The sequence below is a fragment of the Sporosarcina sp. OR05 genome (genome assembly GCF_041414805.1).
Lineage (GTDB): Bacteria > Bacillota > Bacilli > Bacillales_A > Planococcaceae > Sporosarcina > Sporosarcina saromensis.
Genome location: NZ_JANKJL010000001.1, coordinates 715,170 through 738,987, shown reverse-complemented (window position 1 = coordinate 738,987; position 23,818 = coordinate 715,170). Strand labels below are relative to the sequence as shown.

Here is a 23,818-nt window from a genome sequence, read left to right as displayed (position 1 = left end):
CCTTTTGCAATTCATTTATTAAACATTCACAAGCTCTTGTTCTTTCGTGTATCGTAATACTGGTTGACGTGCCGCTTTTGTTTCGTCAAGACGGCTAATGACCGTCGTATGAGGTGCTTCTTGAACGATTTCAGGGTTCTCTTCAACTTCTTTTGCAATTTGAATCATTGCATCGATGAAAGAATCCAATGTCTCTTTTGACTCTGTTTCTGTTGGTTCAATCATCATTCCCTCTTCAACATTTAGCGGGAAGTAAATTGTTGGTGGATGGAATCCGAAATCGAGCAAGCGTTTTGCCATATCCAATGTACGTACACCCAATTTCTTTTGGCGACGTCCGGATAAAACAAATTCATGTTTACAATGTTGTGTATATGGAAGATCGAAATAAGGCTCCAGTCTTCGCATCATATAGTTCGCGTTTAACACAGCATATTCGGTAACGGCTTTCAAACCATCTGGACCCATTGAACGGATATACGTATACGCACGTAAATAAATTCCGAAGTTTCCGTAGAACGGCTTCACTCGACCGATAGATTGAGGACGATCATATTCAAACGTATAGCGATCTTCTTTTTTCACTAATACTGGTTTTGGCAAGAACGCTGCTAAGTCTTTCTTGACACCAACTGGACCTGATCCTGGTCCACCACCGCCATGCGGTCCTGTAAATGTTTTATGCAAGTTCAAATGCACCGCATCGAAGCCCATGTCTCCTGGACGTGCTTTCGACATAACAGCATTTAAGTTCGCGCCGTCATAATACAACTTGCCGCCAACCCCATGTACAATCTCAGCCATTGTAAGAATTTCCTCTTCAAATAAGCCTAGTGTATTCGGGTTTGTAAGCATTAATGCTGCAGTATCTGGTCCTACTTTAGATTTCAAATCTTCAATGTCGACGAGTCCTAGCTCGTTAGACTTCACCGTAACAGTATCAAAACCTGCAACTGTTGCAGAAGCAGGATTTGTTCCGTGCGCAGAATCCGGAACAAGTACTTTCGTACGGTTGAATTCTCCATTTGCTTCATGGAATGCACGGATCATCATGAGTGCTGTCCATTCTCCATGAGCACCTGCCGCCGGTTGAAGCGTCACTTCATCCATTCCTGTAATTTCTGATAAATGCTCCTGAAGGTCATACATGATTTCCATCGCGCCTTGAACCGTAGATTCATCTTGCAATGGATGGATATGCGCAAAGCCTGCATAACGAGCTACCGCTTCGTTAATTTTCGGGTTGTATTTCATCGTACAAGAACCTAGTGGATAAAAACCAGTATCTACACCATGGTTACGGTTTGACAACGCAGTATAGTGACGCATAATATCAAGCTCTGAAACTTCTGGTAGTTCAGCACTTTCTTCACGTAAAAATCCACTAGGCAAGTGACTGGAAAGATCGATTTCCGGCACATCAAGTGCAGGTAAACTGTAGCCTACACGACCTTCTTTTGTCATTTCAAAAATAAGCGGTTGGTTTTCCTTATGCATGAAGAGCCTCCAATTCCTGCACGAGTGCATCGATTTCTTCTTTCGTACGTTGCTCAGTTACTGCAATGAGCGCATGATTTGCAAGTTCTGGATAAGTTAACGCCAGATCGTATCCGCCAATGAATCCTTTGGCAAGCAATTTTTCATTCACTTCTTTGACGGGTTGTTGTAAATCTACAACAATTTCATTAAAGTGCGCACCCTTGAATGTTACAGTGAAGCCCGCTTGTTCAAATGCTTGTTTTGCATAAGCGGTTTTTGCGATGTTTTGATAAGCCATTTCCTTGACGCCGACTTTTCCAAGAGCTGTCATCGCTACGGACGCAGCGAGTGCATTCAATGCTTGGTTGGAACAAATATTAGACGTTGCTTTATCACGACGAATATGTTGTTCGCGCGCTTGAAGCGTCAATACATACCCTCTTCTACCTTGGTCATCAGTTGTTTCCCCTACTAATCTACCAGGTACTTTACGCATTAATTTCTTCGTTGTTGCAAAGAATCCACAATGTGGACCGCCAAATTGCTCTGAAATACCAAATGGTTGCGCATCCCCAACCGTAATATCTGCCCCCAGTTTACCTGGTGGTGTAAGGACACCTAATGCTAATGGGTTGGACGAAACGACGACCAATGCGCCTTTTTCATGCGTTAGCGTACTAACAGTTTGAAGATCCTCGATTTGACCGAAGAAGTTCGGGTATTGAACAAGAACTGCAGCTGTCTCCTCATCGACTAATTCCGCAAGTTTCTCCATGTCTGTCACGCCATTCTTTTGAGGAACCGTCACGACATCAATGAATTGACCCGAAGCATAAGCTTTCACAACATCTCTTGACTCAGGATGAACAGTTTCAGAAACGAGAATCTTCTTTCGCTTTGTATGACCTGCTGCCAAATTTCCAGCTTCCGCTAATGCTGTCCCTCCGTCATACATCGACGAGTTCGCTAAATCCATACCTGTCAATTCACAAATCATCGTTTGGAATTCAAAAATGGCTTGCAACTCACCTTGTGAAATTTCGGGTTGATAAGGTGTATACGCTGTGTAAAACTCTGAACGCGAAATGACATGATCGACAATGATTGGCTTGTAATGATCATATACACCAGCCCCTAGAAAAGATGCATATGTACGTGCATCTGCGTTTTTAGCAGCAATTTGTGCTAACTCTTTCGTTAACGCTGATTCGGATTTTGCAGGTTTAATGTTTAGTTCACCTTTAAATCGAACTTTTTCAGGAATATCTTCGAAAAGTTCATCAATTGTTGCAATACCAATTGCAGCTAGCATTTCATCCCGATCTGTTTCGGTCATAGGAAGATAACGATGCTTCATATCAACACTTCTCCTCTACTATCAATTATCGTTTATAAAATGGCGTGGAAATTACAACTGCCTTTAGTCTCTTATTACGAATCTCCACTTCGACTTCTGTTCCTTCTGCGGCATGCTCCGTGTTCAGCAGCGCAAAACCAATATTCTTCTTCAGGGTAGGCGATTGGGTACCAGTCGTTACTTCTCCAACTTCTTGCTCACCGATGAATACTTTATAACCCGTCCGTGGAATACCTTTATCAATCATTTCAAGACCAATCAGTTTTCGAGGGACGCCATTCTCTTTCTGAGCAGCTAGTGCAGCTTTTCCGTTAAAATCAGCCTCTTTGTTCAACTTCACCACAAAGCCGATGCCTGCTTCCAATGGTGTAATATCCTTAGACAATTCTTGTCCATAAAGCGGTAATCCTGCCTCAAACCGAAGCGTGTCACGCGCACCTAATCCAGCAGGTACGACGCCTTCTTCAGAACCTGCTTCTAAAATCGTAGACCACAAGGCGACAATCGCTTCATGGTTTCCATAGATTTCAAAACCGTCTTCACCTGTATAACCAGTGCGTGAAACGAGGACTTGGTGCCCTGCAACATCTATATTTTCTTTAAAACGGAAAAATTTAATGTCTTCAAGTGGTTCTTTTGTGAGTTTTTGCAAAACTTGCTGCGCTTTTGGCCCTTGAATAGCGATGAGTCCGTATTCATCTGAACGATCAGTAATTGTGACATCTTCTGTTACATGTTCATTCATCCATGCAACGTCCTTTTCAATGTTCGAAGCGTTCACGACAAGTAAATAGTCGTTTTCTTTTCTTTTATAAATGAGAAGATCGTCAACTGTACCACCATCGGGATAGCACATTGCTGTGTATTGCGCTTGACCGTCTTTCAATTTTGAAACATCATTTGTCACTAACTTTTGTAAAAATGGAAGCGCCCCTTCACCTTCTACAAACACTTCACCCATATGGGATACATCAAATAAGCCCGCATTCGTTCTTACAGCCTCGTGCTCAGCCTTGATGCTAGAGAATTGAACAGGCAATTCCCATCCACCAAAATCAATTGTTTTCCCGCCAAATTGTTGATACGTATCAAAAAGAGCGGTTCGTTTCAATGTTTCTGTCACAGACGTCATCCTCCTTAATTTGAATAAAAAAAGACAGAGATCCCCTTATCGCTAAGAGAACCTCTGTCCGTGTACCTGAAAGTTTGACCTTACGGCTTTCCTCGTTGGTGGCCGATCTTCTCGGCACTCTCCAGAGATGCGTCCTGAATGAGTCTTTTTGCCTGAGAGATTCATAACTTCCGTTACTTGCTCCTTCGGCGACGCCTATGCGTGCTCTCCCCATCCAATCATCCGCCCATATTTACGTTCCAATGAAAATGTTTAAGATTCGGACAACAACATATGCTTTCGCCTTATATCTTAACATTTCAAAAACGTAAGCGCAATCCTTTTTCAAGTAATGTTTAAAACACGAACATTATTAACGATAAAATATTTATCGTTCGTTAATGAAGGGGAGGAACATATTTTTATGTGCTAATTGAACTTCCTCTTTTTTGTTAGGTTGATCACTAGAAAACATTCTGACGTATGCGGCTGTTAACAGCCATTCTTCCATCTACACCTTTCAGCCATTCTTCAATCTCAACACTTGGAACCCAATATATTGAGTAATATCATTGAGAGACCGATTCGTCGTTTCTACTCGTATGTGAGCACTTTGTAAATAAAGCGGCTTCCTTTTTAGAAAGAGCGCTTCTAAGTCTCCGCGAGAAGACCGTTGTACAATCGGTCTATTCGTATCGGTCGACACACGCCGCCAAATATCTCGAAATGTTGAATTCAAGTAAAAGACTAATCCAGTTTGCCGCATGATTTCCCTGTTTTCCGCACGCATAGCCACTCCACCACCCGTCGCGATAATGCAGAATTCATCAGGAAATTCACGAAGGAATTCTGTCTCCATTTCCCTGAACTTTGGTTCACCATACGTTTCAAAAATTTGGGGGATTGTCATTCCGGTCCTTGTAACGATTTCTGCATCCATATCATAGAAAGGGATATCTAACAACGTACTGAGCCGCTTACCGATTGCACTTTTACCACTACCCATGAATCCTACTAAATAGACCTTGTTCATAGAATTACCTTCCTAACTTAATCGTCTCTGTTGCCTGCTTATCGTAATAGATTTCAATCGAATCAAAAGTTCTATATATATTACTATGCCACGACACGAGTGTAAATAGAAAAAGGCTCACTGCAACTAGTAAAAGTAACGCAGCAGCCAATACTGTACCTCTTTCATTCCTGACGGAGTCCAATTGCAAATCTCCTCTCCCGTATGCGTCCATCCAACATGGTCACTTCCATATGCAACTCTTCATCGTGGCGGGAAAAGATGACTTGAGCAACATTCGTATACATTGGAACATACCCTTGTTGATTTACCGTCTTCCGAATGACAGCCCCCCTCTGACCGATTTCGATATCTCCTCTATTCGTTTTTAATACAATCTCTCGGTCACCGACCAACACATTAAACGTTGAAACTTCTGCTAGCATCTCTTGTAACTCAATGGCGAACAACTCCCATTCAGTCGCATAGTAATCAGCCATCTTACTCTCTACAGGCGCTTTCCACAAAAAGAAAAGAACGATAAAATGAACAAATATACAAAATATGACTAATTGAAAAATCGATTCTATGAGTGAATAGCCGGACTCCTGCCTCAATGTTAACCATCTAAACACTTCAAAAATTCCTTTTGAGCATCTACGTACGAAACGCAAATTGCATCCTCCGTAACACGCCAATTAAACGTAACGTCTGCAATCGCTACGATCCCGTGCGTCATTCCATACGCCCGGTATAGAATTGCTGCATGATAAGCAGCTTCAGAAGCGTGCATCTCTTTCTTTTTACGCTCTAACTGTGCAGACATATTTGCGTACAGCGGGAGAAGCGTGCCGAAAATTACTACAACGATGACAAAGGCTAGGATTGATTCCGACCACGAATATCCATCTTCATTCCTCATAAACAAACACCCTTCCATGTTCCAATTGCAATGTTAGCCGTATATTTCCCGTCGATGTCCGCAAAATAATTGTTCCAGGTTTCGCAATCCGTCCGTTCGATTGGAATTCTATGGCGCTAATTCTATTCCCCCCTGCCACCCATTTCATATCAGCGGGAAAATCCGTTGTCGAATATGTCGTTGTATATGGGGTAAATAAACTATAGGACTTTCCAGAATTCCTAAATCTTACTGCAGTAGCAGTTTCATGGCCGATTGCATAGGCCTGTGCGTGGTGGATGGTGGCAATAAAAGCATCTACAGCTTCCTTTTCACTTTGTTCAGTAAACCAACGATTACCAACATAAAGAATCGTCATGGATACAATACCTACCACGCTAAGGACGAGTAACAACTCAAGGAAGGTAAAACCTTTCTCATTAGTTGTTTCCATTTCCTGCATTTGGTGCAGCAACTACTTTTCCATCCTCAATTGCAACACTTGTACCATCTGGGCATTTATTGTCAGGCAAATAACCATTTGTTACAAGTACAGAAATATCATTGATAGGATCTTTATGGTCAAGCAAATAAGCTTGTAACTGCCCTTGTGCCATCTTAATAAAAGCTTCGCACCCCTTCTGATCAATTGTACTGGAGTGCTTTGTGACGTTCGGAATGGCAATTAACACTAAAACTGAAATAATGAGCAAGACGATCATCATTTCAATTAACGTAAAACCTTTTTGTGATTTTATCGTAAACATTGGTTTCCTCCCTTAAAAAGTGTTAAATAAATCGTATACGGGTAATAGTAGCGCTAAATAAGCAGCTAAAATACAAAGCGCTAAAATCGTAAAAAGGGAAGGCTGTAACAAGGACAGCCACTTTGTTAACTCCTCTTCTATCGTTTGATGCAGGTGGTCACTGTAGATCAGCAACTCTTTCCCTAAGTGTCCTGTATCTGCACCATGTTTCGCATAAGCACTTAATTCTTTACGTAAACCGTTCGTCAAACGAATTGCTTGATCTAACGGTTCTCCATAAATGACATAGCCTTTCAATACTTTAGCCATTTCACTTACTAACACATCGACTTCTTGATTGGCGAGTATTGCGAGTGCATCTTGCATGGAAATGCCGGAGTCTAGAAGACTACCTATTTCACCCGCAAAGTCCCTCGTCTTAATTTTAGAGATTAGCGAACCGATAATAGGTAGTTTCATGATGAAGAGTAGCTGCTTCGCTGGCGACATTCGGCGATAAAAGACCAACACGACACAAACGATGAAAATTGTAGTGATACTACTCGCAATAACAATATCCGGCAGTTTCGAAACTATGATGGGTAATACTGAAACGAGTCCAGTTGCATCATCATTTCGAGTCATGGACAACAGTTGCATGTTCGGCAAGAAGTAATTTCTAAAAGCTACTAACAACACCGCCATGAAAAAGAAGAGGACGAGTGGATACAAAAGAATGCTTTTGAGTTTTTTCCTTCGTTGCTCTACCATTTGCAACCGAACTGCAATGCCTTCCAGCGCTTCCGCTAATCTTCCGTCTACTTCTGAAATGACGATTGGCAAAAGGATACTTTTCGAAAACCCTAAACGGGAAAGAATAGTAGAAACTTCCGCTCCTTCTTTTAAGTCGTTTTCAATTGAACGAAGCAATTCATCGTATTCTTTATGGTGGTGTGGGATTAACAAAATTAGACCTTCATGAAACGTGTAACCTTCCTTCAGCAAGCTGGCTAAACGTTTCAGAAAAGCTGATTGATTGATAATTTGTTTAGACGGTTGGCTGATTCGTCTAAGTACGTGTTTATTCATAGAAGTCCCGCTTGTCTGTTAAGTATTTTTTCATGACGGCTTCCAATCTGATTTCAGGAGGAACAGCTACCTTTTCTCCGTTCACAATACTATCAGCCATTTTTTCTAACAATGCTCCTTGTACAATTTCAAAGATTGCTTTCGTTTGGCCATTCGGTTGTTGAATTAAACGCTGCGAAGAAATACAGACAATTGTTTGCCTCAATTCTTCCGCCGTAATGCCGAAGTCCATTAAACGAAAAAAACAGCCTTCAGGATCTTTCGCATGCACTGTCGTTAGCACGAGATGACCTGTCAGAGACGCTCCAACTGCCGTTTTTGCGGTTTCAGCATCTCGGATTTCACCAATCATAATGACATCTGGAGAATGTCTTAAGATTGCTTTTAGTCCTGCCGCATACGTCATGCCAGATTGCTCGTTCACTTGAATTTGCAACAAGTGGGAATGATTATTCTCAACGGGATCCTCCAATGTGATAACGTGTCTCTCCAATTGATTGACACAATGTGCAGTCAAAGAATAGATGGTTGTCGTCTTTCCGCTTCCTGTAGGACCCGTCACTAAAATAAGCCCTTGTCTTTTTTGAATGGCTGTTAGCAGATGTTGGGCCCAAATCGGATCCAAACATAACTCATCTAAACCGACAATATTGTCGTGTTTCTGTAGTCGTATGACCACACTTTCTCTAAGGTGTACTGAGGGAATGGTTGACACGCGAAAAGAATAATTTTGTCCATGAATTTTTTTATGAAATGAGCCACTTTGAGGTTTTCGTTTATCACTTATATCGAGAGAGGAAAGGAATTTGTAAAAGGAGATCATCCGTGCTGCTAAATGCGGGGGATATGTGTCAAATTGGTGTAGTTTGGAATTCTTCTTGAAACATACATCATAGTAGTCTTGCATAGGAACAAGGTGGATGTCGGTTGCTTCATTATGAATGGCTTTTTCCAATAAGGTAAAGCACTTGTCCTCAATGAAGTTATCTTTCTTTTCCATTGAACACCCCTCTTTCTATAGATGTTAGGCCGCATAACACCTTAAATTGAGTATACGGACAAACAACGAAAAAGTGAATAGTTTGACGTAAGTTCAATTTTTGGAGGCTAAAATGCAGGCAAATTCCGTTATTGATGACTGCTAATGTGTTGTGTTGATTATTCGCAATCCATTGTTTTGTCACAATGTCGATTTGATAAGAGTTTACTTTTGCCGTTCCTATCCATTATAATAAATGAGAGAAGTTTGTATTGTTTGATGGTAAGGAGGGACGCACTTATGGATAACATGTTCAAGCTATGTGGTTTTTGGACTGGTATTTTCGCTGTCATGTTTTTTGTCGGTGGGATGATACCAGCTTCCGTCATCTTCATCGCTAGCACTATTTTCTTCCTGTTACTTGGATTCTTGAATCTGACTGAGCGTATGTATATGTACATGTTCGGTGCTTACTTGATGATTTTCATGGTAGGATTCAGCTACTATGCAACATTCATTCACGTACCAGGTGCAGGACACTAATGCTCTAAGCAAAAAACAGCCCTCCGGCTGTTTTTTTAATTCTTTAAAATCCATTCAAAAAGGGATTTTGATCCTTTTCTTCCCCTGGAGTCGTCGGTAGTCCGTGACCGGGGTAAATGATCACTTCATCATCCAGTGATAATAGCTTTTCGTGGATAGAGTGAAGCAGTAATTGTGTATCTCCTCCCGGCAAATCCGTTCGACCGATACTTTGTTTAAAAAGCGTGTCTCCCACAACCGCAATTTGGGCATCATGAAAAATGAAAGAAACGCTTCCCGGGGAATGTCCTGGAGTGTGGCGCACCTCAAAACGAAATGGACCGATTTCCATTTCCCCTTCTTCCAAGAAATAATCTGCTTTTTCGTTACGAACAAGCGGCAAACCAGGGTATCTTGAAGAACCGTTCAAAGCAGGCTCCATTAGCCAATCCTTTTCCGCTTCATGAATGTACACCGGAATTTGGTAAGTGCGTCGAATGTCTTCTACAGCACCAATGTGATCGAAATGTGCATGAGTTAAAAGGATCGCCAAAGGTTTTCCTTGCAACTTTTCCAATTCAGTTCGTATTTTTTGCCCTTCCTCGCCAGGATCGACAATTAAGTATTCTCCTTTATCATTTCCTACAAAATAACAATTTGTTTGAATAGGTCCAAGTGGATAAGTCTTTATTTCCAACATCCTATAACACCTCCTATAAATGATAGTAATGAATTAATACGCCATTTTCAAACAATCGTCACTTATAAACCTCGACAAATTGTTTAGGAAACAGTACAATGGAAGAGGAATAATTGCTAATTCGGCATTCATTTTTTCTATGTTGAAAGGAGTGTCTTCCGCATGAACTTATTAATGGTGATTTTTGGGCTCGTTGCGATCCTATCTGTTATCGGTACAATCCAAGGATTCAAAGAGCGAAACGTACTTAGTATCGTGTTCAATGTTGCTTCTGCTGTCATATTTGGCGGCTTTACAATTGCAACAATCGTATTCCAAGGATATCCACCAGTGCTCGTACATTGATGAGCCAAGCATAAAAACATCCTCTGTCACATTTCTACAGAGGATGTTTTTATTTTGTAAACTCAATCCATCGGTAACGCTTGCTTGTCTCCATATCTACAAGCTCTTCTGACGTATGATCTATTAAACATTTATTTCCTGAAGGTGAACATTTCAACGGTGCATTATCGAGATCATGTAACTTCTTTTGTAACTGACCTTCAGTGATCAAATAAAGGCTATACTGTCCAGCCAAGTCATCTAGTTGGCCTTCTTTTTCGCTCCCCGTTAGCACGACAGTCGTTTCATTAATCCATTCAATTTCAGGAACTACCCACTCTGAATAATTGCTTACTGCAGGCATTTTCCATTCTGTAAAATCAGTCCGATTTGCCGACTGCAGTTTATACGTATAGAAGCCGTCAACCGGTGCTTCGACAAAAAGAATGGAGTCCTTAAATGTATCCATATAAACAATATGGTTTTCACTAAGCATTTCTCTTTCGCCAGTTTCTACATGAACCCTTTCCACACGCGCTCCATCCAGTGGATGATCATTCAACTTGGCTGCAACAATATGTTTTTCACCAAACCACTTCGGAAAAGGATCCTCCACATTGACAATCTTTAAATCTTCAAGATGTCCGTCAAATGCAAATATATCAAAGGACCAATCTTCATGGAAAGCTGTAAAAAGGATTTTTTGAGGGTCTATCGAATTCCATTGTACTTCTAACTCTGTCGACGCAATTTCAATTTCATGGAGCACTCGACCATCCAACGACAGCATCTTTACAATTGCAGCATCATACTGATCACTCGTATGAATTAACAAATATTCCTGCGATGGGTGAACCCAAACATTTATGACAAATGCGTCATCTTCAAAGATAACTTTACGTTGTCCCGACTCAATATTGAAGCTCTTCACTTCGTATTTTCCTTCATTTTTTTCAACATACAAAATTTCGGTATCGGTAAGCCAATCAGCAATAAAATGAAAAACGGAAGGATCTGCTTGCAATCGCTGTTCTGCGACTTCATTAATAATTTCTTTATCCTGTTCAATTTTTTCATCTTCGGTTATCTTTTCATCTAAGTTGTCGGTTGTCTTAGAACACCCAGCAAGTAGTACGCATAATAAAAAACAGATAGATGCATATTGTTTCACAGCGACCCTCCTCCGAATTCAATTTTTCATTGCTTAATTAGTATGTACCATCAAATCTACAACACGTGTGCAATTCATTACAAAAAAATAGCCTGCACGGGAAAAGAACCCGTGCAGAACTTCATCAATACAACCTATTATTGATCTTCCTCAGTAAATCTGAGTAAGTCGCCATTGATAATCAAGTCTGAATAGCCAAGTTCAGTTGTAGCACGTTCAATATAAGGCTCACACGCACCACTATCAGTTGGTTCTCCTGTCTTCTTATCATAACACACTTCATGTGCATAAATCGTATTTTCCGTCACAAATCTTCCATCTCTAAAAATAACGAATGGTTCATGATCCGGAGAGAAAATATCAGATCCCATTTGCATATCTTCTTTTGTATCAATGCCGAGTAAGTGCAAGACAGTTGGTTTAACATCCATTTGACCTGCTAGCTCATCTGACACTTCACCTTTTCCATAACCTGGAATATGAATGAATAGAGGAACTTTTTGCAGTTCAACATTATCAAATGGTGTAATTTCCTTCTCTAAATACATACCCATCGCTTTATTATGGTTTTCGGATATTCCATAGTGGTCTCCATACATGACAATGATTGAATTGTCATAAAGACCGCTCTCTTTCAGATTGTTAAACAGGACTTTAATCGATTCGTCCATGTATCGGACAGTTTGGAAATATTGGTTCAAAGTACGTGAATTTGAATCATAAGCTGGAATCATCATATCTTCTTCATCCAATGTAAATGGGTGATGGTTTGTCAATGTAATCAAACGTGTTGAAAACGGTTGTGGCATTTCTTTCATCATCTCTACAGACTGCTCCACAAAAGGAATATCTTTCATACCCCAGTTAACAGCATCACCTTCACCGATTTCATAACTCTCTACATCATAGAATTTGTCGATTTTAAGCGCCTGATACATAATATCACGGTTCCAGAAGCTTCGGTTATTCGCATGCATCACACTTGTGAAATAGCCGTTATCACCTAGTTTTTCAGACATTGAATTGTACGTGTTACCACTGTTCGTAAAGAATACCGCGCCACCATTGCGTCCATACAAAGAGTTTTCAACAATGAACTCCGAATCAGAAGTTTTTCCTAGACCCGTTTGGTGATAAAAATTATTGAAGTAAAAAGTATCCGGATCTTTTGTCAATGAATTGAGGAAAGGGGTAATTTCGTGACCTTTCATATCATTGTTAATAACAAAACTTTGAAGTGATTCGAGTGAAACAAAAATGACATTCCGACCTTTCGCAGCACCAAACATTTCTGGATTCGGCTCAGCATAGTTCGCATTAATATAGTTCGCCACTTCCGTTAACTCACTGCCATCTGCCAACGCACGTTGTGCATGCGTCTTTGACTGGATGAACAAATCATAAATATGATAGTTGTACGTACCAATATTTTTAACAAGCAATTCCCGATCGAAACTTCTTGTTAGCAATTGCGGTCTTTGTGCTTCTGATAACCCCAAGTTGACCATTAAGATTGTCGCAGCTACGACAAAGTAGAGCTTACGTCCAATTTTACGCTGGCTTGTTGAAGTTTGTGCTTCATTCACGAATTTAATCGCCAATCCGACAATTACAACATCCGTAAAGAAGAAAATATCTGTAACATGCATATTTGCAAAGACAGACGATGATAAATCCCCAAAATTACTTGTTTGAAATAATACTGGCAACGTGATGAAATCACTGAAAAAACGATAGAACACAGCATTACTAAACATAATAATTGATGTAATCAAGCTGACTGAAAACAAGTAGATATTCCGTTTTTTTGTCGTCTTAATAAATAATGTAGCGCCATAAACAAACAACAAAAAGCTAAGTGGGTTCATGAACAATATAAATTCTTGCATCACATTATCGATTTTCAAGCTGAAACTAGTCTTATAACCAATATAAGTTGTTAGCCAAGTTGCAATGATGGCAATCACAAGTATGGCATGTTTTGGCCAATTTATTTTTTTCATTTTTGTTCTCTTCCTTTCGTAAATCAATCAAAACAGCTTACCATTCTATTTAACGTTCTTTTGCAAAAGAGTATTGCTGCGCCTTTTTTTGACCAGCATGAATGAACCGTTTTTGAGTTCCCTGTCCATGTTGGACGCGTCATTTACTGACATGCCATCAGCGGGAAATCCCTATCCAGTCTATTATGTTAATGCAAGGACTGTTTGTACGTATGACAAATTTGTTTTCCAGCATCTCGTCTTGCACTACATATAATAGACGGATTTGGGACAAGAAAGTTTCATTTTTTAATATGAGAATTTCTGTAAATCCTACGATAAACCTATCAAGAATTAATTTTACCCAGCTCATTCCGTAAGATAAGAATCGCTTGTAAGTAGTCTTCTTTCATCAGTAGGCCACTTTCATGCAACTCTTTCACTTCCGCCATCATAAGCTCTATATCTGTCTTCTTTTCACCTGTATAAATGTGAATGCCAAACCGTTTTAGTAGTTGCAATACAGTCAAGTAGTTAGTCATTCTCTTCACGCACCGCTTCACAATCTATAATAGCTGTTTCGGTAATAATTTTTCCCACAGGTTGATCATATGTTTCAATCGGTATTTTTTCGACTACTTGCAAATCAAAAGCTAATGAAAGCGTGTTACCATGAAAAGTACATAGATAACGATCGTAATACCCGCCACCATAGCCGATACGATAACCATCCTTTGTAAATACGACCCCCGGAACAACTTGCAAGTCAATTTCGTCCGGTCTAACCGATACCGACCGATCAATAATTGGTTCCTGTAAATTCATATATACAATTTCAAGGTCATCGTACGAGTTGATGATTCTGAAGTCCATCTCTTTTGTGGATGGATTGCATCGAGGTACAGCAACTCGTTTTCCTAAAGCCCACGCATGTTCAATAATCGTTCTTGTATCAACTTCAGGATATCTGGAAATCGTAATACCGACTGTTGAAGCCGCCTTAAAACCTTCTGTTAAACACAGTTGTTCAGAAATTTTTCTTGATTGATCGGCATGTGCCAATCTATCTATATCATTCATAACTTCTAGTATTTGTGTACGCGTAAATTGTTTCCCCATTTAGTATTCCCCCATTTTGAAATAAAAAACCAAAACCGGTAAAGGTTTTGGCATGAGCGATTATTTTGTTTCACGGTGCAAAGTTTGTTTCTTTTCACGTGAGCAATATTTTTTCATTTCAAGACGTTCCGGATTGTTACGCTTGTTTTTCTTTGTAATATAATTACGCTCTCCACAATCTGTGCAAGCAAGTGTAATATTTACGCGCATTGTTGTCCCTCCCACTCATTGGCAATTAGATAAATTAAATATGAGCATGATTTATACGACTTATTTATTGTATCATAACATACGTGTATGTAAAGAAGAAAGTTTCAAATTACATTCAGGTGCTCCTTATGATACTATGGGAAAAAGCAATCTATTTTCGGAGGCGTATTGAAGTGAATGTTACAGAAATTTTACTAATCATCGGAATCATATGTATTATCGTTTCCTTCTTCTTTAAAAATTCGCGTAAACAAGCAGATGAATTAGAAGATATCTCAATTAGTCTACATCAAGAAACAAATCAATTGAAAAAAAGACTGCGAGCAGTTGAAGAGGAATTGCTCATTGACGTCAATCCTATCAGCCCTTCAAAACAACTCAAAACAAAGCCAATACACGAAATTATCGTTAACCAGATCCTTTCCCTTCATGCACAAGGTTATTCTATATCCGATATTGCGAAACGCTCTTCGTTAACCAATGAAGAAGTTATGCATGTACTGCAGACACGAGGTGTATCATCACGATGAAAGACGTATTCAGAAGTATTGGCATCGGTTGTATCCTCGCTGCGGGTATCCTTTATTTTACACAGGATGCATCTACACAAGCGGACGATTCATCTTACAAAGACAATTTAAAAGCAGTTACGGCTGAATTGGAACGGGTAAAAAAAGAGTTAGCGATTGCTCAAACCAACTCTATGGCAGATCAACAGCAAAGCAAAGCATCCACAAACAAGAAGGACGATTCGAAGCCAAATGATCCAGTGCAACAAATTACGAAAACAATTTTAACGATCGAACAAGGCTCTACTTCCACGAGTGTCGCAAACAAACTTGTGCGTGCTGGCATTATTGAAAACAAGAACGAGTTGGAACATTATTTAAATCAAAACAAACTATCCGGTCGGATACAAATCGGGGAATACGAAGTCGATTCATCGATGGACATCCCACAAATTGCAAAGTTAATAACAAATTAGTCTCCTTGCGAGCTGCTAAAAAGGCTGTCCAGAAGCCAGTAACAACTGAACTTCTGTGACAGCCTTTTTTCATGTCAATAAATTGATAAATCAACTTCCCATCAATCCAAGCCAACGAGTCTACTCGTCAGCCCCCTCTTTTTCCATAACACGCTCAATTTGTGGCGTTGTCGATTCAATCGGGTTTTCCTTCATACGCTTCTCTTTCAACTCAAAATACGTATCGACCGAACTTCTAACGAACAATTTCATTGCATCGCTGGCGTAACGATAATCATCACGTTGGGTGGATCCGTAAGGAATAACAACCGCATAGGCAACTTCAGGATTTTCCGCAGGAGCAAAGCCGACATGCGTTAAATTGACAGAAGGCGTCCCATATTTGCTACGGTCATCTCCGTAATAAAACGATTGGGCTGTTCCGGTCTTACCTGCTGCCTTGTACGATGCGCCGTCAAAAATACCACGTCCCGTACCATTCGGACCATAATAGACGTATTCCATCCCTTTTTTGACTTGCTCAATTTCTTCAGCTGTATTGTTAATGCGATTTAGGACATTTGCTTCCGTTTCTTGTAACAACACACCTAATGTCTTTCCATCTTGAGACGGTTCACGGATTTCCTTGAGCACTTTGGGTGCAACTCGATAACCACCATTTGCAATAGTAGAGACATATTGTGCAAGTTGCAACGGTGTATACGTATCAAATTGACCAATCGCGAAGTCTAACAACTTTCCTGATTCAGTGACAGTTTCTCGGCCTGTAACCCCCGTATACTCTCCAGGCAAATCAATTCCAGTCTTTACGCCCAGACCGAATGAAGCATAGTAGTTCCTTAATTTATCGAACCCTTCCATGTCAATCGGTAACGGCATATGCGGTCGATAGACTGCGTTTCCTAAAGACATCGCAATACGGAACATATACACGTTTGAAGACCGACCAATGGCCACAACATCATTCAGTTGAACACGTCCGTTCTGATTGAATAGCGAACGTTTTGTCGACCCTCTTAAATAAATCGGCTCATCGATTTTTGTCTCATTAATTGAGAGAACACCCTCACTATACCCCGTTAATACAGTTGCCAACTTTATAGTAGAACCTACTTCGTAAGCAGACGTGAATGTACCATAGGCATAATCGCGTACTTCCCATTTGCCGGTGTCTTCATCCTTCACTAACCGTTTCCCAACCAACGACAGGACTTCACCGTTATTCGGATCCATCATCACTACAAATGCCCGGTCCAACAAACCAGCTTTCGGGTCTTTTTTCATCTCAAGAAGTTTAGTTGACACTACTTCCTCTACTGACTCTTGCAATTCACTGTCCATCGACAACACAAGGTCCTTACCTGGTTCCCCTTCGCGTACAGTTTTCGTTTCAATGACAGTACCCGTTCGATCCTTCACGTTTTTCACGATTTTTTTCTCGCCATTTAGCAGTTCTTCATAATACTGTTCAAAATAACTTCTACCTACCCGGTCATTCCTGGAATAATCCCTTGCCAAATAGTAATCCAAATGGGACCTCGGTATGCCTTCGATTGGGCTTGTTGTTGTACCAAGAATTGTACTATCGGAGAATTTCACACGTTCCCAGTCAGTTGTCGTATTCACACCTTTAAACTCATCAAGTCGTTCTGAGACGGCTGCAAACTCTTCTGGTGTCACATTCCCGCTCTTAATGATTTGCGGTGAATACGCGTAACCTGACATCATTTCTCGATAGATCGCCAATACTTCCAATTCATGATCCGTAAAAGAATTTAACTCTTCGTCTGTAATTCGTTCGCGTGTAAGGCGATTAATCTCTCGTTGGATTTCTTTTTTCGATACACCGTCTTCACTAATTTGCTCAATCTCTTTACGACTTACTTTCGCCTCCGCTTCTTCACTGTGCAATAAAATCCAGAAATCCCGCTTATCACCGAGTGTGACCCTTTTCGTATCTTGCTCAATTAATTGTGAAAGCTTTTCAGCGATTTGGTACATTTCCTTTGCTGTTGTGGAAGAGGTTTTTGTATATGTAATGGCATTCATCGGATGATTATCCACTAAGACTTTACCTGTACGGTCATAAATTCTTCCTCTAGGTACACTCGTGTTCACTGATATCTCTTCTTTTTGTTCTAAGCCTCTTCTATAGTCATCCCCTTTGACAATCTGTAAATAGCCAAGTCGGAAAATGAGCAATGAAAATAGGACGAATATCGAAAAGAACAATAGATTCATCCTGAAAGCAATATGTTTACGTTGTCGGATTTTTGCTTGATCCGTTTTGCGCATCGACTTCTTCATTGGTAATCCCCTTACATAATAAGTTCATTATGAATTATAGCATTCAAAATATAAAAAAGCATACATCCTGACGAAAAGGATGTATGCTTGGTTGCCGATTAACAATTATTTTTGATAGTTTTTCGCGACTTCATCCCAGTTTACAACGTTCCAGAACGCTGAAACATAATCAGGACGACGGTTTTGATAGTTTAGGTAGTAAGCATGCTCCCAAACATCCAATCCAAGAATTGGCGTTTTTCCTTCCATTAACGGAGAATCTTGGTTTGGTGTTGACATGATTTCAAGTTCTCCATTGTTGGAAACAAGCCATGCCCATCCTGAACCGAAGCGCGTTGCAGCAGCTTTTGCAAATTCTTCTTTAAATGCATCAAAACTACCGAATTTCTTGTCAATTGCTTCTGCAAGTTCACCAGTTGGCGCACCGCCACCATTTGGAGATAGAATTTTCCAGAAGAATGAGTGGTTTGCATGACCGCCACCATTGTTGCGGACAGCTGTACGAATGTTTTCAGGCACTGCATCCATATTCGAAATGAGTTCTTCAACAGATTTAGATGCTAAATCTGCATGTCCTTCCAATGCATTGTTCACATTCGTTACATACGTATTGTGGTGTTTCGTGTGGTGAATGTTCATTGTTTCTTTGTCGATATGAGGCTCTAATGCATCATATGCGTATGGTAGCTCAGGTAATTGGTAAGCCATTTGTCCATTCCTCCTCGATAGATTGGTTTTTATCCTACAATGTTAACGATAGCAAAATTTCTAAAGCCATTCAATTCAAATGAATTATATGGCAACAAAGAAGATAAAAATCCCAATCATTAGGAGCATAATCGCACCTTTCGTGACAAAAGATGTTAAAAAGCCAACCAATGAGCCAATCCCTGTTAGGAGTGATTGTTTCAGTCCAGACCTCGAAACAATCAGTTCAGCAAGTACAGCACCGATAAAAGGACCAATTAGGATTCCAGCAACCGGTATGACAAATGGGCCGACGAGCAAACCAATCGTGCTTCCCCACATCCCTGCCTTCGACCCACCGAACTTTTTAACACCGACAAGATTCGCAAGTGTGTCTGCGCCAAAAAGTAAGATGACAAATAGAATTTGAATCACCCAAAACAACCAAGTAAGTTCTTCAAACGATACAATCCATCCGTATAATAGAAATCCAGCGATGATGAAAATTACGGATGGAATGATTGGATAGACTAATCCCGCAAATGCAACGATAAACATAACGATCGTAACAATCCAGCCGATCACTTCCATTGTCGTTTACACTCGCTTTCCTAAAATTGCTTCCGCAATGTTAACGGCATGGTCTCCGATACGCTCCAAATTGGAAACGATATCGACAAATACAATACCAGCCTGCGCAGAACAATTTCCACCATTCAAACGGACAATATGATTTTTTCTAAATTTGCGTTCCATCTTATCGATCAAGTCTTCTTGTTCAGCAACGGTCTTCGCAAGTTCAACATCATTCATATCGAGTGAACGAATCGCTTTGTCCACAGTTTCAATTGTCAATGTAAACATCTCTGTTAAATCTTCTAATGCATCCGGCGTCAATTTAACACGGTTCACTTCACGGAAATCAATCAGTTCAATAATATTTTCAAAATGATCACCAATTCGTTCAATGTCACGTACCGTATCCATGAGCATAACGTGGCGTGCTGATTCAATTGGTGAAATATTCACAGCTGAAATATCAACGAGATAATCCGTTATTTTTCGATCTAAATTGTTAATGGCATCTTCTATTTGATAAGCCGTTTCTGCATGTCTTTTATTGCTTGTCTTTAAATATTCAAATGTCTCTTGCATTCCTTGGACCGCAAAATCACCCATTCGGATAATCTCTTCTTTCGCTTGTCCAATCGCAACAGAAGGTGATTGGTTGATGAAGTTCGGATCTAGATGCTTCGGTTTGTATTCGATCGTTACATCTTTACCTGGAATAATTTTTGTTACAAATAAAGCCCACGCTCCAATTAATGGAAATTGGATTAATGTGTTAATGACGTTGAATGTTCCATGTGCAAATGCAATTTGCATTTTACTTTCCAAGTTTAATACGCCTGAAATCCATTCGATATACAATGTGAACGGATGAAGTAGCAACAGGAAAATAATCGCGCCGACAACGTTGAATAGTACGTGTGTAGCAGCTGCTCTTCTTGCAGCTACGGATGCTCCGATAGCAGCTAAAATTGCAGTTATCGTTGTCCCGATATTATCTCCGAACAAAATTGGAAGTGCAGCCTTCATATCGACAAGGTTTTCTGCGTATAAGCCTTGTAAAATACCAACAGTAGCGCTTGAACTTTGGACAATTAAAGTAAACACTGTCCCTGCAACAACTCCGAGTATAGAATGCTCACTCATTGCAAGTGTAAAGTCTGTGAACACTTCAAGTGAACGAAGTGGTTTCATCCCTGCACTCATCAGTTCGAGACCGAGGAATAGTCCACCGAATCCAAAAATGACTTCCCCCAAGTTTTTAATGCTGTTCTTTTTAATGAAGAAGATGAGAAATGCACCAACTGCCATGATTGGCAATGCATATGCGCCTACATCCAACCCAATGATAAATGCAGTTACAGTCGTACCGATATTGGCACCCATTATGACACCAATCGCTTGTCGTAATGTCATGAAACCAGCACTTACAAGACCTACAGTAATTACGGTCGTTCCAGAACTAGACTGGATTAAGATTGTTACAATGATCCCCACAAGTACGCCCATGAACGGATTCGTTGTAAAGCGATCCAAAATAGATCGTAATCTGTCTCCAGCAGCCTTTTGTAGACCGTCTCCCATATATTTTATGGCGAATAGGAAAATCCCAAGACCTCCTACAAATTGAAACAGCATTTCTTGCCAATTCACTTCCATCAAACTGTCAACCTCCATCATGCTTAATAATACGCACCCTTATTATGTTGATATTATTAACGAATTGTAAATAGTCGTGCGCAAATCTTTACATTCCCTTAACATTCGACTCAGAAATTGTCATCATTCTGTCGAATCTGCCAGCCAACAAACGAGTTGCTGAAGGTGGTAAACTGATAGTAAACAGAAGGAGGTAGCACCATTGTGACATTTCGACATTTGTTCCTTGCAGGCGTGTCTGCACCAAAGAAATTAGCAGCTTTCCGTCTGCTTCCAATTGGCCGTGTAATTCGGTATATTTTTTATTTCATTTTTACGATGACGCTGATCTCTTTTATACGATACTTGCTCGGAGATGGTGGTTTATTTGAAGCATCGCCTGAATTGGAAGCATACAGTCAAACGATCGGTAGTTTGCTTTATCCAATTGCGATTGTGTTTCAGTTCGTCATCGCGACTTTTTATGTATTTGTCAGAATTAGTCTGTTCGCCGCATTCGGCATGTTGCTTGGGATGTTGTTTCGCAGGAGAGTGGAATATCGTTTCATATGGCGAACGACTGCCATAGCCATTACCCTTCCCATTTTACTGACAATGATTCTTGATTTCTTTCCAATGACCGAAACTTTTAGTGCATGGCTAACGTCCATCATTCATATAAGTTATATCGCCTTTGCACTCAAGTATTATCCAAAAACAGTAAAATGAATACTTCCCTCTTTGACGCATATAGTGTAAAAGGAGGGATGTTCATGCGTACATTTGGCATTGCTGTCGTGTTGTTTATTATTTTTCACATTATACGTGTTGATTTGTTTGATGGGACAATCACTCTCGCTTCCTTTTTTGGCGATGAAGTACCGTGTCAAGAAACAACCGTAGACTATATTCCCGTCAAGACAATTGAAGGTGATACAATTGAGACCCTCTTTGCGATGTACCCAGATGGCGACGTATCTTTTGTTGAAAGGTTATCAATTTTCTATTCCCTTAATCCGCATTTACAAAACCAAGATCTTGTAGGTGGTTTATCCATTAAGCTCCCACTTACAGAAACACACCTTACAAATTGCAAATAATGGGCATTGAGCGGTCTCTCTTGTCTTTTCAACACATTGATTGGTAAAATAGATTCTAGTATTATCGTTTTTTTAAGGAGAGAATGTTGATGAATGAAATGATACACAGATCGAAGACCCGTCCAGTCCGTGTTGGTAATTTGACAATCGGTGGCAGTGACGAGCTTTTTATTCAAAGTATGGCGACGACAAAAACACATGATGTCGACGCAACGGTTGAAGAAATCTTACGCCTCGAAGAAGCAGGTTGCCAAGTTGTTCGTGTCGCTTGTCCTGACGAGCGTGCTGCATACTCAATCGGAGCAATTAAAGCGCGCATTAACATCCCTCTTGTAGTGGATATCCATTTTGACTACAAATTAGCGTTAATTGCAATTGAACAAGGTGCTGATAAAATCCGCATTAATCCCGGCAACATCGGCCGAAAAGAAAAAGTGGAAGCGGTCGTTCAAGCTGCAAAAGAAAAAGGAATCCCAATACGTATCGGTGTAAATGCAGGATCCCTTGAGAAACATATTTTGAAGAAATACGGCTATCCAACAGCGGACGGTATGGTGGAAAGTGCTTTGCATCACATTAAGATACTAGAAGATCTTGATTTCCACGATATTATCGTATCTTTGAAAGCTTCTGACGTGAATTTGGCAGTCGAAGCCTATAAAAAAGCGGCGGCTGCTTTTGATTATCCGCTCCACTTAGGCATCACTGAGTCAGGAACGTTATTTGCTGGATCAATTAAAAGTGCTGCCGGGCTCGGAACATTATTATCTGCAGGTATTGGGAACACACTCCGCGTATCATTAAGTGCGGATCCAGTCCAAGAAGTTAAAGTTGCCCGTGAGTTGTTGAAAGTATTCGGTCTCTCTTCCAACGCAGCAACACTTATTTCATGTCCAACGTGCGGTCGAATTGAAATCGATTTAATTTCCATTGCAAATGAAGTCGAAGAGTACATTTCAACGATTAAAGCACCACTTAAAGTAGCGGTACTCGGTTGCGCAGTTAATGGACCAGGAGAAGCACGAGAAGCGGATATCGGCATTGCAGGCGCACGTGGGGAAGGTTTACTTTTCATGAAAGGGAAAACTGTTCGGAAAGTGCCTGAAGAAACAATGGTTGAAGAACTGAAGATGGAAATCGATAAGCTAGCAGAGGAATACTTTGAAAAGAAACGACAAGAAGAGCTACTTCTACAAAGCGGAGCAACTGAATGAGGAAATTTCGTTTCGGCATTGATATTGACGGAACTGTCACGTGCCCGACTTCCCTGTTACCGCATATCAATGAGCAATTCGGCTGTAATCTTGTGTTAGACGATATCGTTGAATATGATTTAACAAAAGCTTTTCCTATCACAGAAGAAGAATTCTATACGTGGTACAAGCAAGCGGAATCTACCATCTATGCGACATCACCTGCTCAGGAGTATGCAAAGATGATATTAACCGACTGGCAACAGCATTACGAGTTGTATTATATATCTGCTCGCGGTGAAAATGTCATGGACTGCACACATAACTGGTTTGAACAGCAAGCGATTCCTTTCGATCACATCGAACTCATTGGCAGTCATCACAAAGTCGAGACGGCGAAAAAGTTCAACGTGGAAGCATTCTTCGAAGATAAGCACGATAATGCCGTAGATATCCACGAGGCACTATCGATTCCGGTGTTGCTTTTCGATACACCTTATAACCGTCAACCGATTCCTGAAGGTGTCATTCGAGTACACAGCTGGCAAGAAGCAGATGAATGGATTAAAAAGCACTTTCCAACCGAACAACTTATGAACAAATAAAAAAAGTAGAGGGCGGCGTAATTGTCCGTTC

Annotated in this window: 29 protein-coding genes and 2 riboswitches; of the genes, 8 read left to right on the top strand and 21 right to left on the bottom strand. The window is 40.4% G+C overall.

The annotated features are described in order from the left end of the window. Positions 1–18: 18 nt before the first annotated feature. The 11 genes from gcvPB to comGA form a co-directional block, all read right to left on the bottom strand. The gene (gene gcvPB / locus NRI27_RS03515; protein ID WP_317942035.1) at positions 19–1,497 is read right to left on the bottom strand and encodes an aminomethyl-transferring glycine dehydrogenase subunit GcvPB; all 1,479 of its coding nucleotides are present in this window, start codon (positions 1,495–1,497) and stop codon (positions 19–21) included. Further along, positions 1,490–2,836: an aminomethyl-transferring glycine dehydrogenase subunit GcvPA gene (gene gcvPA / locus NRI27_RS03510; RefSeq protein WP_371389548.1), complete on the bottom strand. Its 1,347-nt coding sequence runs from the start codon at positions 2,834–2,836 to the stop codon at positions 1,490–1,492. Before gcvPA ends, gcvPB begins: the two co-directional genes overlap by 8 nt. A gap of 25 nt (positions 2,837–2,861) precedes the next feature. Continuing rightward, entirely contained in the window at positions 2,862–3,959 is a 1,098-nt protein-coding gene (gene gcvT / locus NRI27_RS03505; RefSeq protein ID WP_371389547.1) for a glycine cleavage system aminomethyltransferase GcvT, read from the bottom strand. A 59-nt stretch (positions 3,960–4,018) separates the two neighbouring features. Next, a riboswitch (glycine riboswitch) is annotated at positions 4,019–4,097 on the bottom strand. Between the two features lies 1 nt (position 4,098). Further along, positions 4,099–4,190: riboswitch (glycine riboswitch) on the bottom strand. A gap of 277 nt (positions 4,191–4,467) precedes the next feature. After that, complete coding sequence (locus NRI27_RS03500) at positions 4,468–4,980, bottom strand: shikimate kinase (RefSeq protein WP_371389546.1); 513 nt, start codon at positions 4,978–4,980, stop codon at positions 4,468–4,470. Between the two features lie 4 nt (positions 4,981–4,984). Next, positions 4,985–5,164, bottom strand: a complete 180-nt coding sequence (locus tag NRI27_RS03495; RefSeq protein ID WP_371389545.1) for a hypothetical protein — start codon at positions 5,162–5,164, stop codon at positions 4,985–4,987. Next, positions 5,145–5,594 carry a competence type IV pilus minor pilin ComGF gene (gene comGF / locus NRI27_RS03490; RefSeq protein WP_371389544.1) on the bottom strand — a complete coding sequence of 150 codons (450 nt, stop codon included), beginning with the start codon at positions 5,592–5,594 and terminating at the stop codon, positions 5,145–5,147. Before comGF ends, NRI27_RS03495 begins: the two co-directional genes overlap by 20 nt. Continuing rightward, entirely contained in the window at positions 5,579–5,881 is a 303-nt protein-coding gene (locus tag NRI27_RS03485) for a hypothetical protein (RefSeq protein WP_317942041.1), read from the bottom strand. The genes comGF and NRI27_RS03485 overlap by 16 nt, the downstream gene beginning before the upstream one ends. After that, entirely contained in the window at positions 5,871–6,335 is a 465-nt protein-coding gene (gene comGD / locus NRI27_RS03480; protein ID WP_371389543.1) for a competence type IV pilus minor pilin ComGD, read from the bottom strand. The genes NRI27_RS03485 and comGD overlap by 11 nt, the downstream gene beginning before the upstream one ends. Continuing rightward, complete coding sequence (gene comGC, locus NRI27_RS03475) at positions 6,301–6,627, bottom strand: competence type IV pilus major pilin ComGC (protein WP_371389542.1); 327 nt, start codon at positions 6,625–6,627, stop codon at positions 6,301–6,303. Before comGC ends, comGD begins: the two co-directional genes overlap by 35 nt. A gap of 12 nt (positions 6,628–6,639) precedes the next feature. Next, the gene (gene comGB, locus NRI27_RS03470; protein ID WP_371389541.1) at positions 6,640–7,695 is read right to left on the bottom strand and encodes a competence type IV pilus assembly protein ComGB; all 1,056 of its coding nucleotides are present in this window, start codon (positions 7,693–7,695) and stop codon (positions 6,640–6,642) included. Then, positions 7,688–8,695: a competence type IV pilus ATPase ComGA gene (gene comGA / locus NRI27_RS03465; RefSeq protein WP_371389540.1), complete on the bottom strand. Its 1,008-nt coding sequence runs from the start codon at positions 8,693–8,695 to the stop codon at positions 7,688–7,690. Before comGA ends, comGB begins: the two co-directional genes overlap by 8 nt. Positions 8,696–8,974: 279 nt before the next feature. On the opposite strand from comGA, the gene NRI27_RS03460 reads away from it, so the two are divergent. Then, positions 8,975–9,217, top strand: a complete 243-nt coding sequence (locus tag NRI27_RS03460) for a DUF2626 family protein (RefSeq protein ID WP_317942143.1) — start codon at positions 8,975–8,977, stop codon at positions 9,215–9,217. A gap of 43 nt (positions 9,218–9,260) precedes the next feature. Here NRI27_RS03460 and NRI27_RS03455 read toward each other — a convergent pair whose 3' ends face one another. After that, positions 9,261–9,896, bottom strand: coding sequence for an MBL fold metallo-hydrolase (locus tag NRI27_RS03455; protein ID WP_371389539.1), 636 nt, complete (start codon positions 9,894–9,896; stop codon positions 9,261–9,263). Positions 9,897–10,058: 162 nt separating this feature from the next. On the opposite strand from NRI27_RS03455, the gene NRI27_RS03450 reads away from it, so the two are divergent. After that, positions 10,059–10,241, top strand: coding sequence for a DUF2759 domain-containing protein (locus NRI27_RS03450; protein ID WP_317942145.1), 183 nt, complete (start codon positions 10,059–10,061; stop codon positions 10,239–10,241). Between the two features lie 49 nt (positions 10,242–10,290). On the opposite strand, the gene NRI27_RS03445 is transcribed toward NRI27_RS03450, so the two are convergent. The 5 genes from NRI27_RS03445 to rpmG form a co-directional block, all read right to left on the bottom strand. Then, a complete protein-coding gene (locus tag NRI27_RS03445) occupies positions 10,291–11,391 on the bottom strand; it encodes a YqgU-like beta propeller domain-containing protein (RefSeq protein WP_371389538.1) in 1,101 nt (366 codons plus the stop codon). A 137-nt stretch (positions 11,392–11,528) separates the two neighbouring features. Then, positions 11,529–13,394 (bottom strand): LTA synthase family protein, encoded by a 1,866-nt coding sequence (locus NRI27_RS03440; protein ID WP_371389537.1) that lies wholly within the window; start codon positions 13,392–13,394, stop codon positions 11,529–11,531. Positions 13,395–13,720: 326 nt separating this feature from the next. Continuing rightward, entirely contained in the window at positions 13,721–13,915 is a 195-nt protein-coding gene (locus tag NRI27_RS03435) for a YqgQ family protein (RefSeq protein ID WP_371389536.1), read from the bottom strand. After that, the gene (locus tag NRI27_RS03430; RefSeq protein ID WP_371389535.1) at positions 13,908–14,492 is read right to left on the bottom strand and encodes a 5-formyltetrahydrofolate cyclo-ligase; all 585 of its coding nucleotides are present in this window, start codon (positions 14,490–14,492) and stop codon (positions 13,908–13,910) included. Before NRI27_RS03430 ends, NRI27_RS03435 begins: the two co-directional genes overlap by 8 nt. A gap of 60 nt (positions 14,493–14,552) precedes the next feature. Continuing rightward, positions 14,553–14,702, bottom strand: coding sequence for a 50S ribosomal protein L33 (rpmG, locus tag NRI27_RS03425; protein WP_317942150.1), 150 nt, complete (start codon positions 14,700–14,702; stop codon positions 14,553–14,555). 173 nt (positions 14,703–14,875) lie between these two features. Between rpmG and NRI27_RS03420 the strand changes: the two genes are divergently transcribed. Both NRI27_RS03420 and NRI27_RS03415 read left to right on the top strand, forming a co-directional pair. After that, positions 14,876–15,232 (top strand): hypothetical protein, encoded by a 357-nt coding sequence (locus NRI27_RS03420; RefSeq protein WP_371389534.1) that lies wholly within the window; start codon positions 14,876–14,878, stop codon positions 15,230–15,232. After that, positions 15,229–15,687, top strand: coding sequence for a hypothetical protein (locus NRI27_RS03415; protein WP_371389533.1), 459 nt, complete (start codon positions 15,229–15,231; stop codon positions 15,685–15,687). The genes NRI27_RS03420 and NRI27_RS03415 overlap by 4 nt, the downstream gene beginning before the upstream one ends. 120 nt (positions 15,688–15,807) lie before the next feature. Here NRI27_RS03415 and NRI27_RS03410 read toward each other — a convergent pair whose 3' ends face one another. The 4 genes from NRI27_RS03410 to NRI27_RS03395 all read right to left on the bottom strand — a co-directional run bounded on the left by NRI27_RS03410 (position 15,808) and on the right by NRI27_RS03395 (position 20,910). Continuing rightward, positions 15,808–17,994, bottom strand: a complete 2,187-nt coding sequence (locus tag NRI27_RS03410) for a peptidoglycan D,D-transpeptidase FtsI family protein (RefSeq protein ID WP_371389532.1) — start codon at positions 17,992–17,994, stop codon at positions 15,808–15,810. 105 nt (positions 17,995–18,099) lie between these two features. Continuing rightward, positions 18,100–18,702: a superoxide dismutase SodA gene (gene sodA, locus NRI27_RS03405; protein ID WP_317942154.1), complete on the bottom strand. Its 603-nt coding sequence runs from the start codon at positions 18,700–18,702 to the stop codon at positions 18,100–18,102. A gap of 84 nt (positions 18,703–18,786) precedes the next feature. Further along, positions 18,787–19,272 carry a DUF456 domain-containing protein gene (locus NRI27_RS03400; protein ID WP_317942155.1) on the bottom strand — a complete coding sequence of 162 codons (486 nt, stop codon included), beginning with the start codon at positions 19,270–19,272 and terminating at the stop codon, positions 18,787–18,789. A 6-nt stretch (positions 19,273–19,278) separates the two neighbouring features. After that, on the bottom strand, positions 19,279–20,910 hold the full coding sequence (locus tag NRI27_RS03395; RefSeq protein WP_371389674.1) for a Na/Pi cotransporter family protein: 1,632 nt from the start codon (positions 20,908–20,910) through the stop codon (positions 19,279–19,281). A gap of 204 nt (positions 20,911–21,114) precedes the next feature. Here NRI27_RS03395 and NRI27_RS03390 point away from each other — a divergent pair, with 204 nt between their 5' ends. The 4 genes from NRI27_RS03390 (at position 21,115) to NRI27_RS03375 (ending at position 23,787) form a co-directional block, all read left to right on the top strand. Further along, on the top strand, positions 21,115–21,618 hold the full coding sequence (locus NRI27_RS03390; protein WP_371389531.1) for a DUF1189 family protein: 504 nt from the start codon (positions 21,115–21,117) through the stop codon (positions 21,616–21,618). Positions 21,619–21,662: 44 nt separating this feature from the next. Beyond that, a complete protein-coding gene (locus NRI27_RS03385) occupies positions 21,663–21,989 on the top strand; it encodes a hypothetical protein (protein WP_317942157.1) in 327 nt (108 codons plus the stop codon). Between the two features lie 89 nt (positions 21,990–22,078). Continuing rightward, complete coding sequence (ispG, locus tag NRI27_RS03380) at positions 22,079–23,203, top strand: flavodoxin-dependent (E)-4-hydroxy-3-methylbut-2-enyl-diphosphate synthase (RefSeq protein ID WP_317942158.1); 1,125 nt, start codon at positions 22,079–22,081, stop codon at positions 23,201–23,203. Then, positions 23,200–23,787 (top strand): 5' nucleotidase, NT5C type, encoded by a 588-nt coding sequence (locus NRI27_RS03375; protein WP_371389530.1) that lies wholly within the window; start codon positions 23,200–23,202, stop codon positions 23,785–23,787. Before ispG ends, NRI27_RS03375 begins: the two co-directional genes overlap by 4 nt. Positions 23,788–23,818: the final 31 nt, after the last annotated feature.

Excerpts from the sequence above, each read along its gene's own strand:
- gcvPB (WP_317942035.1), bottom strand. The coding sequence starts at position 1,497 with ATGCATAAGGAAAACCAACCGCTTATTTTTGAAATGACAAAAGAAGGT.
- gcvPA (WP_371389548.1), bottom strand. The coding sequence starts at position 2,836 with ATGAAGCATCGTTATCTTCCTATGACCGAAACAGATCGGGATGAAATG.
- NRI27_RS03500 (WP_371389546.1), bottom strand. The coding sequence starts at position 4,980 with ATGAACAAGGTCTATTTAGTAGGATTCATGGGTAGTGGTAAAAGTGCA.
- NRI27_RS03485 (WP_317942041.1), bottom strand. The coding sequence starts at position 5,881 with ATGAGGAATGAAGATGGATATTCGTGGTCGGAATCAATCCTAGCCTTT.
- comGC (WP_371389542.1), bottom strand. The coding sequence starts at position 6,627 with ATGTTTACGATAAAATCACAAAAAGGTTTTACGTTAATTGAAATGATG.
- comGB (WP_371389541.1), bottom strand. The coding sequence starts at position 7,695 with ATGAATAAACACGTACTTAGACGAATCAGCCAACCGTCTAAACAAATT.
- comGA (WP_371389540.1), bottom strand. The coding sequence starts at position 8,695 with ATGGAAAAGAAAGATAACTTCATTGAGGACAAGTGCTTTACCTTATTG.
- NRI27_RS03460 (WP_317942143.1), top strand. The coding sequence starts at position 8,975 with ATGGATAACATGTTCAAGCTATGTGGTTTTTGGACTGGTATTTTCGCT.
- NRI27_RS03455 (WP_371389539.1), bottom strand. The coding sequence starts at position 9,896 with ATGTTGGAAATAAAGACTTATCCACTTGGACCTATTCAAACAAATTGT.
- NRI27_RS03450 (WP_317942145.1), top strand. The coding sequence starts at position 10,059 with ATGAACTTATTAATGGTGATTTTTGGGCTCGTTGCGATCCTATCTGTT.
- NRI27_RS03440 (WP_371389537.1), bottom strand. The coding sequence starts at position 13,394 with ATGAAAAAAATAAATTGGCCAAAACATGCCATACTTGTGATTGCCATC.
- NRI27_RS03435 (WP_371389536.1), bottom strand. The coding sequence starts at position 13,915 with ATGACTAACTACTTGACTGTATTGCAACTACTAAAACGGTTTGGCATT.
- NRI27_RS03430 (WP_371389535.1), bottom strand. The coding sequence starts at position 14,492 with ATGGGGAAACAATTTACGCGTACACAAATACTAGAAGTTATGAATGAT.
- rpmG (WP_317942150.1), bottom strand. The coding sequence starts at position 14,702 with ATGCGCGTAAATATTACACTTGCTTGCACAGATTGTGGAGAGCGTAAT.
- NRI27_RS03415 (WP_371389533.1), top strand. The coding sequence starts at position 15,229 with ATGAAAGACGTATTCAGAAGTATTGGCATCGGTTGTATCCTCGCTGCG.
- NRI27_RS03410 (WP_371389532.1), bottom strand. The coding sequence starts at position 17,994 with ATGAAGAAGTCGATGCGCAAAACGGATCAAGCAAAAATCCGACAACGT.
- sodA (WP_317942154.1), bottom strand. The coding sequence starts at position 18,702 with ATGGCTTACCAATTACCTGAGCTACCATACGCATATGATGCATTAGAG.
- NRI27_RS03400 (WP_317942155.1), bottom strand. The coding sequence starts at position 19,272 with ATGGAAGTGATCGGCTGGATTGTTACGATCGTTATGTTTATCGTTGCA.
- NRI27_RS03395 (WP_371389674.1), bottom strand. The coding sequence starts at position 20,910 with ATGGAAGTGAATTGGCAAGAAATGCTGTTTCAATTTGTAGGAGGTCTT.
- NRI27_RS03385 (WP_317942157.1), top strand. The coding sequence starts at position 21,663 with ATGCGTACATTTGGCATTGCTGTCGTGTTGTTTATTATTTTTCACATT.
- ispG (WP_317942158.1), top strand. The coding sequence starts at position 22,079 with ATGAATGAAATGATACACAGATCGAAGACCCGTCCAGTCCGTGTTGGT.
- NRI27_RS03375 (WP_371389530.1), top strand. The coding sequence starts at position 23,200 with ATGAGGAAATTTCGTTTCGGCATTGATATTGACGGAACTGTCACGTGC.